Here is a 15,035-nt window from a genome sequence, read left to right as displayed (position 1 = left end):
CCAGAGCTTGCAGGCCAGGCGCCGAAGAGTCGGTAGGCACCCGAGGAGGGCCTCAGCGACATAGGCGAGTCGGTCTGCCAGACGATGCATCAATGGATGCACACAGCATTATTCAATGGAGTTAACGATGGCGCAGGACAGCAGTGTGATTACCGGTATTGAACTGGAACAGTTCATGGACCGCCTCGAAGCGCAACAGCAAGAGCAGGAAACCGATACCCTGCTGGCTCAGTTGCAAGCACAGCCTCTATTCGCCGACTCCCTGGGCTCCATCGCTCGCCTGCACACCTTGTGGATGCAGGCCGGCGACTCGGTTGCCGCCCGAGCCGTCATCGACCGGGACGGCGACGCCCTGCTGCAAGCCTCAGGGGACGCAGCACGCGACGAGTTGCAGATCAACCTGGATATCCTGCGTCTGCAGGTCGCCAACTACCTGGATGACGAACCGGCACTGCTGCAAGTGCTGGAAAAACTCAACCAGATGGCCACGCAGACCCTGGACTTCGATGTCGAGTACTACCGGCGCTACCGGATCTTCGACCAGCTGGAACTGGGCAGTATCGAAGTCGCACTCAAGACCGTCGAAGTGCGCTATGCGCTGGCCCTGATCAACCCCGAACGCGCCGCCCTGCGAGCCTGGGACGACGCCGACCGGCATCGACGCCGCGCCCTGGCGCTGGCGCGCCATGAGCGTGACGAAGAAGCCCGCGCCGCAGCCTTGGACGCGATCAACGTCATCCGCAACGCCAGCCCCGATCAGGATATCGACGAAGGTGACTGGCTGTGGCTGGGCAACTCGCTGATTGAAATCATCCCGCTGCGCCTGGCCCTGTTCGAGCAACCGATCGCCCAGCTCACGGCCGGTCTGTCGCAACCCCGGCGCCGCGAGTGGGACGTGCGCATCGCACGCCTGGCGGCCCGTTCCCTGCACGCCCAGGGCGACCTGAACGGTGCCCTGAAGATCTGTCATGTCGCAGCGATGAGCCTGGATAGCGGCGGTGGCAACAGCTTCATCGAGTATGAGCTGCCCTGGCTGCAGGAAGCCGGACGCCTGGAGGAAGCTGGCCATCGTGCGTTCCTGGATATTTACGACCGCCAGTCGGAGATGTGGCCGCCGGTGGCGCGCCTGGTGCTCGAGCGCCTCAAGGACCCGGAAGACCACAACGCCTGGTGGCCGATTTGCATCATGCGCGCCTGTGTCACCAGCGAGCTGTTGCAGATATTCCTCGACGCACTGCCGCCAATCGCCCAGGAGGAGCCGGCGACCACACCGCTGCTGGCCGCCCTGTATGCCGCAGTCGATGACCTGGAGCAGCTCGATCGGTTGTTCGACGAAGCCCGGGCCGAGGCGCTGCGGCGCAACCCCGAACAGCCCTGGATCAAGCGCCTGGCCGCCGTACACGACGCCGACCGTAATCTGATCGACGCGGCCACTGAGGTCGAGCTGCTGCAACAGGCCACCCAGGCCGGTCGCCTGCACGATAATCGCAGTGCCTATGCCCTGTTCGTGGCGTTGGTGCGCAAGCTGGGTGTCATCGAAGCGCTCAAGCAACACCGGCCGGAGCTGGCCAGCGGCAATTACGCCTACAACTACGCGCTGACCATGGAGGAACTGGCGGAGCCGGAGGCCGACAAACTGCCTGGCGAGGCTCGCGACGAAGCCTACTCGCTGCTGCGCGATGCCCAGAAAGACGCTTATGAACAAGGCCAGGCCCACATGGAGCGCTACTTCGCCACCGGCAGTGGCCACCCGTTCGATGGCTGTGCCCACCTGTACTCGATGCTCTGCAACAACCTGGCGATCAACTACCGTTGCTACAACGAACAACAGCGCTACGCAGATGCCATCGAACTGCACCAGCGAGGCATTGCCGCCAGCTCCTTCGCCGAGCACTTCAACGGAGTGCTCAGCGCCCGTATCGCGATGGACGACTACCCGGGCATCGCCGAAGCCGCGGAGCAGCTGTGGCATTTCTCGATGGACTACGGCTACAGCCGTCACAATCCAGAGAGCTACATCGTCTCGGTGGCCTACGCCCTGTACTCGCTGGACCGCGACAGTGAAATCCTCATCTGGCTGGAACGCCTGCTCAACTGGCAGCAAGCCCAGGAGATCAGCGATCAACAGTTGGACTCCTCGGCGCTGTTCGACCGGATCAAGCTGGCGCGCTACCTGGCCCCCACCCACCCCGACAACGCCGACAGCCTGTGGCAGCGCTATGAGCCCTGCGTACTGGAAATGAACGAGGTGTCGGTGATGTCCTGTTCGGTGGACTACTTCAAGGCTCGTGGGCGCACTGAAGAAGCCCTCGAGTATTGCGCCCGGACCCTGGCCCTTTGCGACCCGAGCAAAGACTACGACGTGCAATGCCGCGCCCGGATCGAGTCGATCGTGGCCGAGCTGCAGGCGCCTGCCGCCCCTGCCACCAAGAAGAGCTGGTGGCAGCTATGGAAGTAGCCACCGACAAGCGCAACTCCAGCTACGCAGCGCGCAACCTGCTCAATGCCGATGAACTCAAGCGTGGCATCAAGCAACGCAGCCAGGCCCGGGAAGACGACGCCGCCGTGCAAGGCTGGCTGCTCAACCACTTCTACCGGCACCTGGCTGGCAACTTTGAGCCGGCACGGAGCATCCACAACCTGGATGACGCTGCCCAGGCCCTGGGGAGCGCTGGGCTACCGGCCTGGGTAGCCGGACACTTCAGTGCCGCCAAGGCCCAGGAAGCGGATGCCTCCACCAACGTGGCGCCCCTGGTATGGATCGACCCGGCACAACCCCAGCTGCTGGCACAAGAGGCCCGGCTGGTGGAGTTCCTGGTGTCGCGCAAGGGCACGGCCCTGGAGGGCAAGCTCGACCGCATCAACTGCCCCCAGGCCCTGGCGCTGTGGGAGAAGGAACATGCGCAAATGGCAGCCCGGGTCGACCAGGGCTGGCGCCAGAGTTCGGCCGATGCCTTGCAGGTCACGGTGACCTGCGCCGAGCACACCTGGGTGGAAATGCGCAGCGACAGCCCACTGCTACGGGCCGAGATGGCGTTTGAAAGCTATGTGATGCGCCACTGCCTGGGGCAGTTCGCCAACCGCCGAGCCTTGACCGGTGGCTATGGCGAGCGCTACGCCGAGGCCGTTGAGCAACAGGACATGCGGGTCTTCAGCCTGCGCGATGCCCAGGGCCAGCCCCATATCACGGTCAGCCTGATTGTCCAGGGCAGCGGCTCACTGACCGTGGAGCAGGTCAAGGGCAAGCAGAACCGTCCACCTGTCGAGCGCTACTTCCATGACCTGCTGGCGCTCCTCAATACCCTAGGTACCGACCAACAGACGCCGGACGACTGCATCGCGATCGGAATCGTGCGCACCGAAACAGGGTGGCTGCACATCGAAGAAGTCAGTGAGCCCGAAGCCCAGACACGCCTGGTATCGCGCTACCCACAGCTGTTCTCGCGACTGGACTCGCCCTCGCCCATGGTCCAGTGGCTGGTGGCGGCTCGCCAGTGCGACCTGTTGCTGGAAAACGAACCCGAGGCCCCGGCTGTGCGCTACGCCATCCGGCATGTCTACAAGAAAAGCCCTTGGCCGCAGCCCCGCCTGGAGGACCCGTTGTATCGCACCGAAGGCGTGCCATGGAAAGACATGTCTCCAGCCCAGGCCGAGTCCATTTGCACCTGGCAAGCCAGCAGGCAGCGGGGGAAATCATGCTGACAGTCATCGGCCTCCTATTCGGCGCCTGGCTGGTCTGGGGTTACTTGCGCCGCCGCTCCAGCCCCACCTCCCTGGTGGTCTTCACCCCACGCAAGCGCTGGGCCCTGACACTGGCGCAACCCATGGTGGATGCCACCGGCATGACCGGTTTCTTCGATCCCGAGACCACCTATTTCGCCGACCAGGCCAAGGACACCCTCAGGGCTCCGTTGCTCCACCAGATCGGCTTTCGCAGCAATGCCAGCGACGATGAAGTTCGCAACCACCTGAACTCCACCTTGGAACGCCAGTGGTTTCGTATCGACCTGCATGGCCTGAACCCCAGCGACGATCCACGAGCCGCCGTTGCCTTCGCCTGCGTGCGCAGCGCATTCTTCGCCCGTTGCGCAACGCTGATGGGCTGGCTGGAGGCCGACAGCGGCTGGCGCATCATGTTGCTCAACGCCCAGCGGGCCCAGGACTGCTTCGACAGCTGGGAAGACTTCGGACAGGCCTTCATGCAGGGGCGCCGGCAATGGGTGGCCGCCTTCAGGGCAGACGCCCTGGGGAGCACCTTCAACGAGGAAAGCCTCAAGCACTTGCTCGCGGCCGACGGTGGGGCCTGGGCAGCAGTGGCGTGGCAGGGCTTGCCGGCATTCAGCCCGGCAACCGAGTGAGGATCGGGAAAACCCTCACTATGGGCAGTCTCACACGTGAGACACACAAGCCGAGGATTTAAGTTGCACTCTAGATAAATCCCAAGCTCTCACGATGAAAGCCCCAGGTACAGACGATGTCCTGGGGCTTTTTCATGCCCACAGAAAAATGGAGGTTGCACCGTGTCCCACATAGCCCCACTGATTACCGTCCTGATCCAAACCAGCTCCAGCCTGCCGGCCGGACGATTCTGGGTTCTGACGATGATGGTTTTCACCTACATGCTTGGACGTTTGTTCATCTTGTGGCGAATGACTTGAGAACAACGCAAACAGCTCTGCACGGGCCTTGATCTGCAATCAGGGTACCCGTTGCCCGGATAAGGCAATGCACTGTTATGGATACGGAGAGGGAGATGGTGTCCCAGGGCAGGTTCGAACTGCCAACCTTCCCCTTAGGAGGGGGATGCTCTATCCAATTGAGCTACTGAGACCCGGAGGTAAGTGCCTGATACGGCACAAAGGACGGCGTGCATGTTAACGACCAACGCCGTATTTGTCATGTCGTGCGTAGGGCTTTTTACAGGAAACACCAAGACGCAAGAGCAATCGGCAGCCCATCATCGTGCAAATTGCATCACTGCAAAAAGCCATTATTGCAAAGTGCAATTCGTCGCTACCGTAATCCACATATAACTTGTTGTTTTTATGGGGTTTGACGACCTGTAGACTTCTGGCACGCGGCCTGCTTTATTCCCCGGAACAAGCAGCCTAGAGATGGTGCCCATGAACAGCGTCCTGTTTCTCCTGAATGCGACAGCCATCGCCATATTGGTGGCCTTTCACTTTCAACCCGACGATGCAGTCTCCAGCCCCCTCTCCTCTACCCATTACGGCCAACGCCTAGCCCCACGATTGGCCATCCTCAAGACTCAGGTAGAACCTGGGGATGTGACCCGGATTGCTACAGGGCAGCCTCTGCAGCAGGCTCCAGGGCCTACACAACACTGGGCGTTCTAAGACCACGATATCGGAAGCCATTTATGTCCACCGCAGCGAAAAGCCTGCTTATCCTGACGCTCCTCAGTGGCATTGCCGCCATGGCATTGCCCGAGGAAACGCTCAGCCACATTTCCTTGGCCGCCTGCGGCTTGTTCTTCTGCTTGTCGCTGGTTGCATTGCTTGCCGGACGCAAGATCAAGTTCGATCCGGTACTGCGCTGATCCCATGCTGGCGCAGTATCTCCAGTAGATACTGCAGGGTGTCCTGCAATTGCGCGGAGTTATCCAGGCGTACTACCTGCTGCTCCTCCAACCAGGCTGAATCGGCGAATTGCTCATTGCGCCGCAGGCGATTCTCGATCTCCGACAGGTCTTCCCTGGCCCTGCGCAGCAAGCGCTGGCGCAATACCTCGGTGTTCACCGTCAGAACGATCGCAATCAGGCCTGGATAGCGTTGCCGGGCCTGGGACAGGTACCCTCGTGAACCGTTGACCAAGACATGGCGTCCTTGAGCCAGCCATTGATCGATCTGGGCTGGAATCCCATAACCCAAGCCATTGGCTCGCCATGACAAGGCGAAATCTCCGCGTACCGCCTGCCGCTCGAATTCCTCGACCGAGACTTCGTGAGCGTCCTCTCCCACCGACTCGGCTGAACGCGTAATGACCCGTCTTGCGACCTCGCAACCCAACTCCCTCAATGACGGCTTGGCCGCATCGATCAGAGTATCTTTGCCAGCTCCCGAAGGTCCCATCAAATAAATGAGTCTACCTGGCATGGAACGCATCCCCGAGCAGTGCCACTAGTAAATCGGCCATTTGCCACTATCCTCTAACAGGTAGGGATTATGATGCTCACCCGCATCGCGTGCACCTTCGCTAGTGCATCAGCGCTCTCGCAGGAAGAGAGAATGCGGCCAACAACGCGGATCAGCGATCTTTTCAAACCAGTCCGCATTTCTGATAATTGGTGCTGGCATAACGCCTTTATCCAGTTCAATATTTGTCACAGAATTGGCGCCAATGATCTGGCGATCTTGAGGCATGATGCGGGCCTCTTAACAATTCAGGTTGAACATTTGGCAATCAGGCTTGTCCTAAAAAACAGCCCGCGGCCAATTCCGAGAACCGCTCCCCTGAACTAACCGGTTAAATATATGCGCCCATTGAAACAGGCAATTTATTCCAGCCGTACGGCTGACAAGTTCGTCGTACGTCTGCCCGACGGGATGCGTGAACGCATTGCCGAGGTGGCTCGCAACCATCATCGCAGCATGAACTCCGAAATCATCGCGCGCCTGGAACAGAGTCTTATTCAGGAAGGCGCCTTGGGTGAAGAGCTAAGCATGCGCCTGGACAGCCCCGAACTGTCCTTGCATGAACGCGAACTGCTTCAACGTTTCCGCCAACTCTCACATCGCCAGCAGAACGCCTTGGTCTCGCTGATCGCCCATGACGCCGAAATGGCCGCAGACGCCACCTGATTTCACCCAGAACACTCAAGCCAGCCTAATAGCTGGCTTTTTTTTGCCCGCAAAAACAACGAAGCGCCATCAAGGCGCTTCGATAGAAAACCGGCATGCAAATGGGTTTAGAGCAGGAAGATGGTCGCCAGGCCAAGGAAAATGAAAAAGCCACCGCTGTCGGTCATAGCGGTGATCATCACACTGGCGCCCATCGCTGGATCCCGCCCCAGGCGCGCCAGGGTCATAGGGATCAATACCCCCATGAGGGCCGCCAGCAACAGATTCAAGGTCATGGCGGCCGTCATGACCACCCCTAGCGACCAGCTTCCATAGAGCATGTAGGCCACGGCACCGATCACCCCACCCCAGATGAGGCCGTTGATCAAGGCTACCGCCAGTTCCTTGCGCATCAGCCGCGAGGTATTACCAGTGCTCACCTGATCCAAGGCCATCGCCCGCACAATCATGGTGATGGTCTGGTTACCCGAGTTGCCGCCTATCCCGGCAACAATGGGCATCAGCGCCGCCAGCGCCACCAGCTTCTCGATGGAGCCCTCGAACAGGCCAATCACCCTAGATGCCAGGAATGCCGTAATCAGGTTGATCGCCAACCAGGCCCAACGGTTGCGCAGGGACTTCCACACCGACGCGAAGATGTCTTCCTCCTCACGCAGACCGGCCATGCTGAGGACTTCGCTCTCGCTCTCCTCGCGGATCAGGTCGACCATTTCATCGATGGTCAAACGTCCAATCAGCTTGTCGTTCTTATCGACCACCGGTGCCGAAATAAGGTCATAACGCTCGAATGCCTGGGCAGCGTCATAGGCATCTTCATCGGGATGAAAACTCACCGGATCGCTGGCCATGACTTCTGCGACCTGCTTTTCAGGGTCATTGACCAACAGTCGCTTGATCGGCAGCACACCCTTGAGCACACCGTCGTAGTCCACGACGAACAACTTGTCAGTATGGCCGGGTAGCTCCTTCAGGCGCCGCAGGTAACGCAGGACCACTTCAAGGCTGACATCCTCGCGGATGGTCACCATCTCGAAGTCCATCAATGCGCCGACTTGCTCTTCGTCATAGGACAACGCAGAACGAACGCGCTCACGCTGCTGCCCGTCAAGAGCCTCCATCAGCTCATGGACAACGTCTCGCGGCAGCTCGGGAGCCAGGTCAGCAAGTTCGTCGGCGTCCATCTCCTTGGCCGCAGCCAGGAGCTCATGATCGTCCATGTCGGCGATCAGGGTTTCACGTACGGAGTCGGATACTTCGAGAAGGATGTCGCCGTCACGCTCGGCCTTGACCAACTGCCAGACGGTCAGACGTTCTTCCAGGGGCAAGGCTTCGAGGATATAGGCGACGTCGGCGGAGTGCAGGTCATCGAGCTTGCGCTGCAACTCGACCAGATTCTGCCGATGGACCAGGTTTTCCACCCGGTCATGATGGTGGCCTTCCTGACGATGCGTCAGGTCTTCGACCACTCGCTGGCGCTGCAGTAGCTCAACGACCTGAGCGAGGCGGTCCTGCAGGCTTTCCTGCGTTTTCTTTACTTCTACTTCGGTCATAGGCGAACTCCACTCCCAGCAGAGGAGCACGCCGGAAGGATCAATCAGTCAGTTCATGATTGTGAAAACGAGATACTGAGTAACTACTGGGTAAGTCCATGGAGATATTCCACAAGCCCCGGCGGGGCTGACGGGCGCAATCATACACCGCCTGGCGGTTTTAGACGCTAAAAAATCACGGCAAGAACAAGCGCTTGCGACATAAACCTGAGCAAAGCCCGAATCTACGAAACTGCGACGCTTCGGCGAAAAAAGAAAACACACACCGAGAGAAAAAAGCCTGTGGCGCACAAGGGATTCGACTGCACACGGGACCAGCCGTTCCAGACGAACGAAGAAGAAAGAGAGAAGATAAAAATCGCTAAAAACAAAAAGCCCGTATCTTTCGATACGGGCTTTTTGATATATGGTGCACTCGACAGGATTCGAACCTGTGACCGCTCGGTTCGTAGCCGAGTACTCTATCCAGCTGAGCTACGAGTGCATTTGTGCTTTTAGACCAGACCACAACTGGTTGAAACCGAGTTATTCATATCGCTACAACTAACTCTTAAATGGTGCACTCGACAGGATTCGAACCTGTGACCGCTCGGTTCGTAGCCGAGTACTCTATCCAGCTGAGCTACGAGTGCATTTTGTGCTTTTAGACCAGACCACAACTGGCTGAAACCGAGTTATTCATATTGCTATAACTAACTCTTAAATGGTGCACTCGACAGGATTCGAACCTGTGACCGCTCGGTTCGTAGCCGAGTACTCTATCCAGCTGAGCTACGAGTGCATATGTTGCCGCGCATTATAGCCCGTCAAATCATTTTGTTAAGCACTTTTTCTAGTAAATTCAATAACTTACAGAAGAAGCCAGATTACGACGTGCTAAGCAAATAATGGCGGAGAACGGGGGATTCGAACCCCCGACACCCTTTTGAGGTGTACTCCCTTAGCAGGGGAGCGCCTTCGGCCACTCGGCCAGCTCTCCGCAACACGGGGCGTATATTAACCACCTTTCTCCCCGTTTGCAAACAAAAAAAACGAGAAAAATTAATGGCTTGGTTCTTCGTCCTTCTCTTTCTTTATCCGCAGGTAGATTTCCTCGCGGTGAACCGCCACTTCTTTGGGGGCGTTGACACCAATACGCACTTGATTACCTTTGACGCCGAGCACCGTCACGGTGATTTCGCCATCACCAATGATCAAGCTTTCTGCGCACCGACGAGTCAGAATCAGCATACCTTTCTCCTCACGCATTACATTTCAGGGACTACAGTCTGCAAAAAAAAGGGTGTCGGCCTACAACCTGGTCGGCAGTAGTCCTACACGCCTAAGTATTGACTAGCGTGGACGAAAGAACAGCTTTCTTCCACGCCGATCAAAAACACAAAGGGCGCGGTCAGACCGCGCCCCTTTCAAACACGCATCACTCGCCCTGTCGGGCTGGCGCGTCGAGCTCGAACGCGGTGTGCAGGGCACGTACCGCCAGCTCCAGGTATTTCTCTTCGATCACGACCGAAACCTTGATTTCGGAGGTGGAGATCATCTGGATATTGATGCTCTCCTTGGCCAGCGCCTCGAACATCCGGCTGGCCACGCCCGCATGGGAGCGCATGCCGACACCCACGATCGAGACCTTGGCGATGTCGGTATCGCCGACCACTTCCCGTGCGCCGATTTCACGCGCGGTGTTCTCCAGCACATTCTGTGCGGCCAGATAGTCGTTGCGATGCACAGTGAAGGTGAAATCGGTGGTGTTATCGTGCGAAACGTTCTGCACGATCATGTCGACTTCGATGTTCCCTGCACTGATGGGGCCAAGGATCTTGAAGGCCACGCCAGGGTTGTCTGGCACGCCACGGATAGTCAGCTTGGCTTCATCGCGATTAAAAGCGATGCCGGAAATGATCGGCTGTTCCATGGATTCCTCTTCATCAATAGTAATGAGGGTGCCCGGACCCTCTTGGAAGCTGTGCAACACGCGCAGCGGAACGTTGTACTTACCGGCAAACTCGACCGCACGGATCTGCAGCACCTTGGAACCGAGGCTGGCCATCTCCAGCATTTCCTCGAAGGTGATCTTGTCCAGGCGCTGGGCCCGGGCAACCACCCGCGGGTCAGTGGTGTAGACGCCATCCACATCGGTGTAGATCTGGCACTCGTCAGCCTTCAAGGCCGCTGCTAGCGCCACACCCGTAGTATCGGAGCCACCACGGCCCAGGGTTGTAATGTTGCCGTGCTCGTCAACACCCTGGAACCCGGCAACGACAACCACACGACCAGCCTTCAGGTCGCCACGAATCTTCTGATCATCGATCTGCAGGATTCGCGCTTTATTGTGAGCGCTATCAGTCAGGATGCGGACCTGGTTGCCGGTGTAGGACACCGCCGGGATACCACGCTTGATCAAGGCCATGGCCAACAACGCGATGGTCACCTGCTCACCCGTGGACACGATCACATCCAGCTCACGGGGAACCGGCTGGGATTCACCACTGATCTGCTTGGCCAGATCGATCAGGCGGTTGGTTTCGCCACTCATCGCCGACAGCACAATCACCAGGTCGTCGCCAGCTTCGCGGAACTTCTTCACCTTGTCGGCAACCTGCTCGATCCGCTCGATAGAGCCGACCGAAGTGCCTCCAAATTTCTGTACGATCAAAGCCATTTTCTAAGCCGCCTCAGCCCGTCAAGGGGCGCCCGTTAAACAATAAAACTGCACAGCGCGGGCCTCGCCACTAGACGACGAAGCCCGCTCGGAGCCTTAAATGCCCTGCTCGACAAATGGCACGGTCAGGGCCAACGCGGCATCCAGAGCAGCGGCATCCACACCACCACCCTGTGCCATGTCTGGACGACCACCGCCCTTACCGCCCACCGCGGCAGCGGCTTGTTTCATCAAATCACCGGCTTTGAGTTGGCCAGTCAGGTCCTTGGTCACGCCAGCAACCAGTACGACCTTTTCCTCATGGACACTGCCGAGCAGGATCACTGCGCGGCCGAGTTTGTTTTTCAACTGATCCACCAGCGCCAGCAGCGCCTTGCCATCCTGGCCATCGAGCCGTGCCGCCAGTACTTTTACGCCTTTGATGTCGGCCGCCTGGGAAGACAGGTCATCACCGGCAGCCGCTGCCGCCTTGGCTTGCAGTTGCTCCAGCTGTTTCTCCAGCAGGCGGTTGCGCTCAAGCACCGCCGCCAGCTTGTCGATCAGGTTGTCACGGCTGCCCTTGACCAGGACCGCCGCTTCCTTGAGTTGCTCTTCGCCCGCATTGAGGTAGGCCAGGGCCGCAGCACCGGTGACCGCCTCGATACGCCGAACACCGGCAGCCACACCACCTTCGCTGGTGATCTTCAACAGGCCGATGTCGCCGGTACGATTGGCGTGGATACCGCCACACAGCTCGACCGAGAAGTCGCCGCCCATGCTCAGCACGCGCACGCTATCGCCATACTTCTCGCCGAACAGCGCCATGGCGCCCTTCTTCTTGGCGGTGTCGATGTCGGTCTCTTCGGTTTCCACCGCGGTGTTCTTGCGGATCTGGGCGTTGACGATGTCTTCCAACGCCTTGATCTGCTCCGGCTTGATCGCTTCGAAGTGGCTGAAGTCGAAACGCAGGCGCTGGCTGTCCACCAGCGAGCCCTTCTGCTGCACATGCTCGCCCAACACCTGGCGCAAGGCCGCGTGCAGCAAGTGGGTAGCCGAGTGGTTCAGCGAAGTGGCATGACGCACGTCGGCGTCGACCTGGGTTTCAACCGAGGCGCCAACGCTCAGGCTGCCCTTGACCAGTACGCCGTGATGCAGGAAAGCACCACCGGTCTTGGTGGTGTCGCGTACATCGAAACGCGCGCCACCGGCTGCCAGGAACCCGCAGTCACCGATCTGGCCACCGGACTCAGCGTAGAACGGGGTCTGGTCGAGGATCACCACGCCCTCCTCGCCTTCGCCCAGCACCTCGACCGATTGCCCTTCCTTATAGAGAGCAACCACCTTGGCCGAGCCGCTGGTGGCGTGATAACCGGTGAACTCGGTGGCCACATCGACCTTGACCAGGCTGTTGTAGTCCATGCCGAAGGAACTGGCGGAGCGAGCGCGTACACGCTGGGCTTCCATCTCGCGCTCGAAACCTTCCTCGTCCAGGGTCAGGTTACGCTCACGGGCGATGTCACCCGTCAGGTCCATGGGGAAACCGTAGGTGTCATAGAGCTTGAACACCACGTCACCCGGAACCACGCTGCCCTTGAGCTCGGCCAGATCCTGCTCGAGGATCTTCAGGCCCTGCTCCAGGGTCTTGGCGAACTGCTCTTCTTCGGCCTTGAGCACACGCTCGATATGCGCCTGCTGGCTCTTGAGCTCGGGGAAGGCCTCGCCCATCTCGGCCACCAGCGCAGCAACGATCTGGTAGAAGAAGCTGCCCTTGGCGCCCAGCTTGTTGCCATGGCGGCACGCACGGCGAATGATCCGACGCAGCACATAGCCGCGACCTTCGTTGGAAGGCAGCACGCCATCGGCGATCAGGAAACCGCAGGAGCGGATGTGGTCGGCCACGACTTTCAGCGAGGCCTGGCCGTCGTTGCTGCAACCGATCGCCTTGGCCGCTGCGGCCAGCAGGTTCTGGAACAGGTCGATCTCGTAGTTCGAATGCACGTGCTGCAGTACGGCACTGACGCGCTCCAGGCCCATGCCGGTATCCACCGACGGCGCTGGCAGCGGGTGCAGCACGCCGTCGGCGGTGCGGTTGAACTGCATGAAGACGTTGTTCCAGATCTCGATGTAGCGGTCGCCGTCTTCTTCCGGCGAGCCGGGTGGGCCGCCCCAGATATCGGCGCCGTGATCGTAGAAGATCTCGGTGCAAGGGCCGCAAGGACCGGTGTCGCCCATGGTCCAGAAGTTGTCGGAGGCGTAAGGCGCGCCTTTGTTGTCGCCAATGCGCACCATACGCTCGGCCGGAACCCCGACTTCCTGGGTCCAGATGTCGTAGGCCTCGTCGTCGGTGGCGTAGACGGTGACCCAGAGCTTTTCCTTCGGCAGGTTCAGCCACTTCTCGGAAGTCAGGAAGGTCCAGGCGAAGGTGATGGCGTCACGCTTGAAATAGTCGCCGAAGCTGAAGTTGCCCAGCATTTCGAAGAAGGTGTGGTGACGTGCGGTATAACCGACGTTTTCCAGGTCGTTGTGCTTGCCACCGGCGCGGACGCACTTCTGGCTGCTGACAGCGCGGGTATAGGCGCGCTTTTCCTGGCCCAGGAAGCAGTCCTTGAACTGGTTCATCCCCGCGTTGGTGAACAGCAAGGTTGGGTCGTTGCCTGGGATCAAGGAGCTGGAGGCTACACGGGTGTGGCCCTGCTCTTCGAAGAAGCGGAGGAAGGCTTCACGGATTTCTGCGCTTTTCATTAGGTTCTTCCACGGAGACTGCGGCCAAAGGCCTGTGCGCAACGTCAACAGACGAAACGACGGCAAAGGGCCGCATTATATCGGCGTTAATCACTTGGTACAGTGTGTTTGTACGATACAAACAGTCAATTGGACGGAGAACACTGTCACTTGCGAGAAAACTCGGCAAAAGTGTTCACCACTTGGTCGATTTGCCCACGCTCGACGTCCAGATGAGTCACCAGGCGCATCCTTGGTGCGGCGCTCAGACGCACACCCCGCTCACCCGCAAAGGCCTTGAGGGCCTCGGCCCGCTCACCCAACTGCACATAGACCATATTGGTCTGCACCGGCTCGACGCTGTAACCCGCCGCGCGCAAGGCTTCGGCCAACAACTGCGCGTTGGCGTGGTCGTCCGCCAAACGCTGCACCTGATGATCCAGGGCATACAAGCCCGCGGCCGCCAGCCCTCCAGCCTGACGCATGCCGCCACCGACCATCTTGCGCAGGCGCCGGGCCTTGCCAATCAGCTCGCTGGAACCGCAAAGCACCGACCCGACCGGCGCCCCCAACCCTTTTGACAGGCATACCGACACCGAATCGAAGTGCTCGGTAATGGCGCGGGCCTCCACCCCCAGCTTCACGGCTGCGTTATACAAGCGCGCGCCATCCAAGTGCAGGGCCAAGCCGTGCTCGCGACTGAATGCGCGCGCCTGGGCCAGATAACCCAACGGTAGGACCTTGCCCTGCATGGTGTTTTCCAGCGCCAGCAGGCGAGTACGGGCGAAATGGAAGTCATCGGGCTTGATCGCCGCTGCCACCTGGTCCAGGTCCAGCGAACCATCGGCCTGGACCTCCAGTGGTTGCGGCTGGATCGAGCCCAGCACCGCCGCGCCACCGCCCTCGTATTTGTAGGTGTGGGCTTGCTGCCCGACGATGTATTCGTCGCCACGCTCGCAATGAGCCATCAGCGCCAGCAGATTGCTCATCGTGCCGGAAGGCACGAACAGCGCCCCAGCGAACCCCAGGCGCCTGGCCAGCTCGGCTTCCAGCTGGTTGACCGTCGGATCCTCGCCGTACACGTCGTCCCCGGTGCGGGCGCTGGCCATGGCATCGAGCATGCCGGGAGTCGGCTGGGTCACGGTGTCACTACGAAGATCGATCACGCTCATCACATCTGGCCTCGCTGCTGGCCCCTCGGGCCCGGTTAAGACAGGGAATTCCCTTTCGGACATGAATTACTGCCGTCTCACCCCCGAATAATCAAGCAACAACTTTAGAAAAAACTGATCCTGAGCAGGAAAA

At 59.5% G+C, this 15,035-nt stretch carries 12 protein-coding genes and 5 tRNA genes; 5 read left to right on the top strand and 12 right to left on the bottom strand.

The window, feature by feature from the left end:
- The first annotated feature begins 127 nt into the window (after window positions 1-127).
- Genes C4K39_RS16655 through C4K39_RS16645 form a run of 3 tightly spaced genes read left to right on the top strand, consistent with a single transcriptional unit; the run spans window position 128 to window position 4,358 of the window.
- The gene (locus tag C4K39_RS16655) at window positions 128-2,458 is read left to right on the top strand and encodes a hypothetical protein (RefSeq protein WP_124347017.1); all 2,331 of its coding nucleotides are present in this window, start codon (window positions 128-130) and stop codon (window positions 2,456-2,458) included.
- Complete coding sequence (locus C4K39_RS16650) at window positions 2,449-3,702, top strand: hypothetical protein (protein WP_124347016.1); 1,254 nt, start codon at window positions 2,449-2,451, stop codon at window positions 3,700-3,702. Before C4K39_RS16655 ends, C4K39_RS16650 begins: the two co-directional genes overlap by 10 nt.
- On the top strand, window positions 3,696-4,358 hold the full coding sequence (locus C4K39_RS16645; RefSeq protein WP_124347015.1) for a DUF1266 domain-containing protein: 663 nt from the start codon (window positions 3,696-3,698) through the stop codon (window positions 4,356-4,358). Before C4K39_RS16650 ends, C4K39_RS16645 begins: the two co-directional genes overlap by 7 nt.
- Before the next feature lie 396 nt (window positions 4,359-4,754).
- Here the strand turns inward: C4K39_RS16645 and C4K39_RS16640 are convergent.
- Window positions 4,755-4,831: transfer RNA gene (locus C4K39_RS16640), tRNA-Arg, on the bottom strand.
- 549 nt (window positions 4,832-5,380) lie between these two features.
- Between C4K39_RS16640 and C4K39_RS16630 the strand changes: the two genes are divergently transcribed.
- Window positions 5,381-5,560, top strand: a complete 180-nt coding sequence (locus C4K39_RS16630; RefSeq protein ID WP_124347014.1) for a PA3371 family protein — start codon at window positions 5,381-5,383, stop codon at window positions 5,558-5,560.
- On the opposite strand, the gene phnN is transcribed toward C4K39_RS16630, so the two are convergent.
- Both phnN and C4K39_RS31550 read right to left on the bottom strand, forming a co-directional pair.
- Window positions 5,535-6,116, bottom strand: a complete 582-nt coding sequence (phnN, locus tag C4K39_RS16625; protein WP_124347013.1) for a phosphonate metabolism protein/1,5-bisphosphokinase (PRPP-forming) PhnN — start codon at window positions 6,114-6,116, stop codon at window positions 5,535-5,537. The genes C4K39_RS16630 and phnN overlap by 26 nt on opposite strands.
- A 108-nt stretch (window positions 6,117-6,224) precedes the next feature.
- Window positions 6,225-6,383: a hypothetical protein gene (locus tag C4K39_RS31550; protein ID WP_164487302.1), complete on the bottom strand. Its 159-nt coding sequence runs from the start codon at window positions 6,381-6,383 to the stop codon at window positions 6,225-6,227.
- Between the two features lie 111 nt (window positions 6,384-6,494).
- On the opposite strand from C4K39_RS31550, the gene C4K39_RS16620 reads away from it, so the two are divergent.
- Window positions 6,495-6,821 (top strand): Arc family DNA-binding protein, encoded by a 327-nt coding sequence (locus tag C4K39_RS16620; protein ID WP_003204761.1) that lies wholly within the window; start codon window positions 6,495-6,497, stop codon window positions 6,819-6,821.
- A 107-nt stretch (window positions 6,822-6,928) separates the two neighbouring features.
- Here C4K39_RS16620 and mgtE read toward each other — a convergent pair whose 3' ends face one another.
- From mgtE to ltaE, 9 genes are all read right to left on the bottom strand, one after another.
- The gene (mgtE, locus tag C4K39_RS16615; RefSeq protein WP_124347012.1) at window positions 6,929-8,371 is read right to left on the bottom strand and encodes a magnesium transporter; all 1,443 of its coding nucleotides are present in this window, start codon (window positions 8,369-8,371) and stop codon (window positions 6,929-6,931) included.
- A gap of 407 nt (window positions 8,372-8,778) precedes the next feature.
- Window positions 8,779-8,855: transfer RNA gene (locus C4K39_RS16610), tRNA-Arg, on the bottom strand.
- A 71-nt stretch (window positions 8,856-8,926) separates the two neighbouring features.
- Window positions 8,927-9,003 (bottom strand) — tRNA-Arg (locus C4K39_RS16605).
- 72 nt (window positions 9,004-9,075) lie between these two features.
- A tRNA-Arg gene (locus tag C4K39_RS16600) sits at window positions 9,076-9,152 on the bottom strand.
- Between the two features lie 107 nt (window positions 9,153-9,259).
- Window positions 9,260-9,350: transfer RNA gene (locus C4K39_RS16595), tRNA-Ser, on the bottom strand.
- 62 nt (window positions 9,351-9,412) lie between these two features.
- On the bottom strand, window positions 9,413-9,601 hold the full coding sequence (gene csrA / locus C4K39_RS16590; protein WP_002554426.1) for a carbon storage regulator CsrA: 189 nt from the start codon (window positions 9,599-9,601) through the stop codon (window positions 9,413-9,415).
- A gap of 187 nt (window positions 9,602-9,788) precedes the next feature.
- Entirely contained in the window at window positions 9,789-11,030 is a 1,242-nt protein-coding gene (locus C4K39_RS16585) for an aspartate kinase (RefSeq protein WP_124347011.1), read from the bottom strand.
- A gap of 96 nt (window positions 11,031-11,126) precedes the next feature.
- A complete protein-coding gene (gene alaS, locus C4K39_RS16580; RefSeq protein WP_124347010.1) occupies window positions 11,127-13,751 on the bottom strand; it encodes an alanine--tRNA ligase in 2,625 nt (874 codons plus the stop codon).
- Between the two features lie 146 nt (window positions 13,752-13,897).
- Entirely contained in the window at window positions 13,898-14,902 is a 1,005-nt protein-coding gene (ltaE, locus tag C4K39_RS16575; RefSeq protein ID WP_124347009.1) for a low-specificity L-threonine aldolase, read from the bottom strand.
- Window positions 14,903-15,035 lie beyond the last annotated feature (133 nt).

The sequence above is a fragment of the Pseudomonas sessilinigenes genome, assembly GCF_003850565.1.
GTDB classification, from domain to species: domain Bacteria; phylum Pseudomonadota; class Gammaproteobacteria; order Pseudomonadales; family Pseudomonadaceae; genus Aquipseudomonas; species Aquipseudomonas sessilinigenes.
The sequence above is the reverse complement of the archived record's forward strand: the minus strand, read 5'-3'. Positions and strand labels throughout refer to the sequence as shown.

Coding starts and splice junctions, on each gene's coding strand:
- C4K39_RS16655 (WP_124347017.1), top strand. CDS start 128: ATGGCGCAGGACAGCAGTGTGATTACCGGTATTGAACTGGAACAGTTC.
- C4K39_RS16650 (WP_124347016.1), top strand. CDS start 2,449: ATGGAAGTAGCCACCGACAAGCGCAACTCCAGCTACGCAGCGCGCAAC.
- C4K39_RS16645 (WP_124347015.1), top strand. CDS start 3,696: ATGCTGACAGTCATCGGCCTCCTATTCGGCGCCTGGCTGGTCTGGGGT.
- C4K39_RS16630 (WP_124347014.1), top strand. CDS start 5,381: ATGTCCACCGCAGCGAAAAGCCTGCTTATCCTGACGCTCCTCAGTGGC.
- phnN (WP_124347013.1), bottom strand. CDS start 6,116: ATGCCAGGTAGACTCATTTATTTGATGGGACCTTCGGGAGCTGGCAAA.
- C4K39_RS31550 (WP_164487302.1), bottom strand. CDS start 6,383: ATGCCTCAAGATCGCCAGATCATTGGCGCCAATTCTGTGACAAATATT.
- C4K39_RS16620 (WP_003204761.1), top strand. CDS start 6,495: ATGCGCCCATTGAAACAGGCAATTTATTCCAGCCGTACGGCTGACAAG.
- mgtE (WP_124347012.1), bottom strand. CDS start 8,371: ATGACCGAAGTAGAAGTAAAGAAAACGCAGGAAAGCCTGCAGGACCGC.
- csrA (WP_002554426.1), bottom strand. CDS start 9,601: ATGCTGATTCTGACTCGTCGGTGCGCAGAAAGCTTGATCATTGGTGAT.
- C4K39_RS16585 (WP_124347011.1), bottom strand. CDS start 11,030: ATGGCTTTGATCGTACAGAAATTTGGAGGCACTTCGGTCGGCTCTATC.
- alaS (WP_124347010.1), bottom strand. CDS start 13,751: ATGAAAAGCGCAGAAATCCGTGAAGCCTTCCTCCGCTTCTTCGAAGAG.
- ltaE (WP_124347009.1), bottom strand. CDS start 14,902: ATGAGCGTGATCGATCTTCGTAGTGACACCGTGACCCAGCCGACTCCC.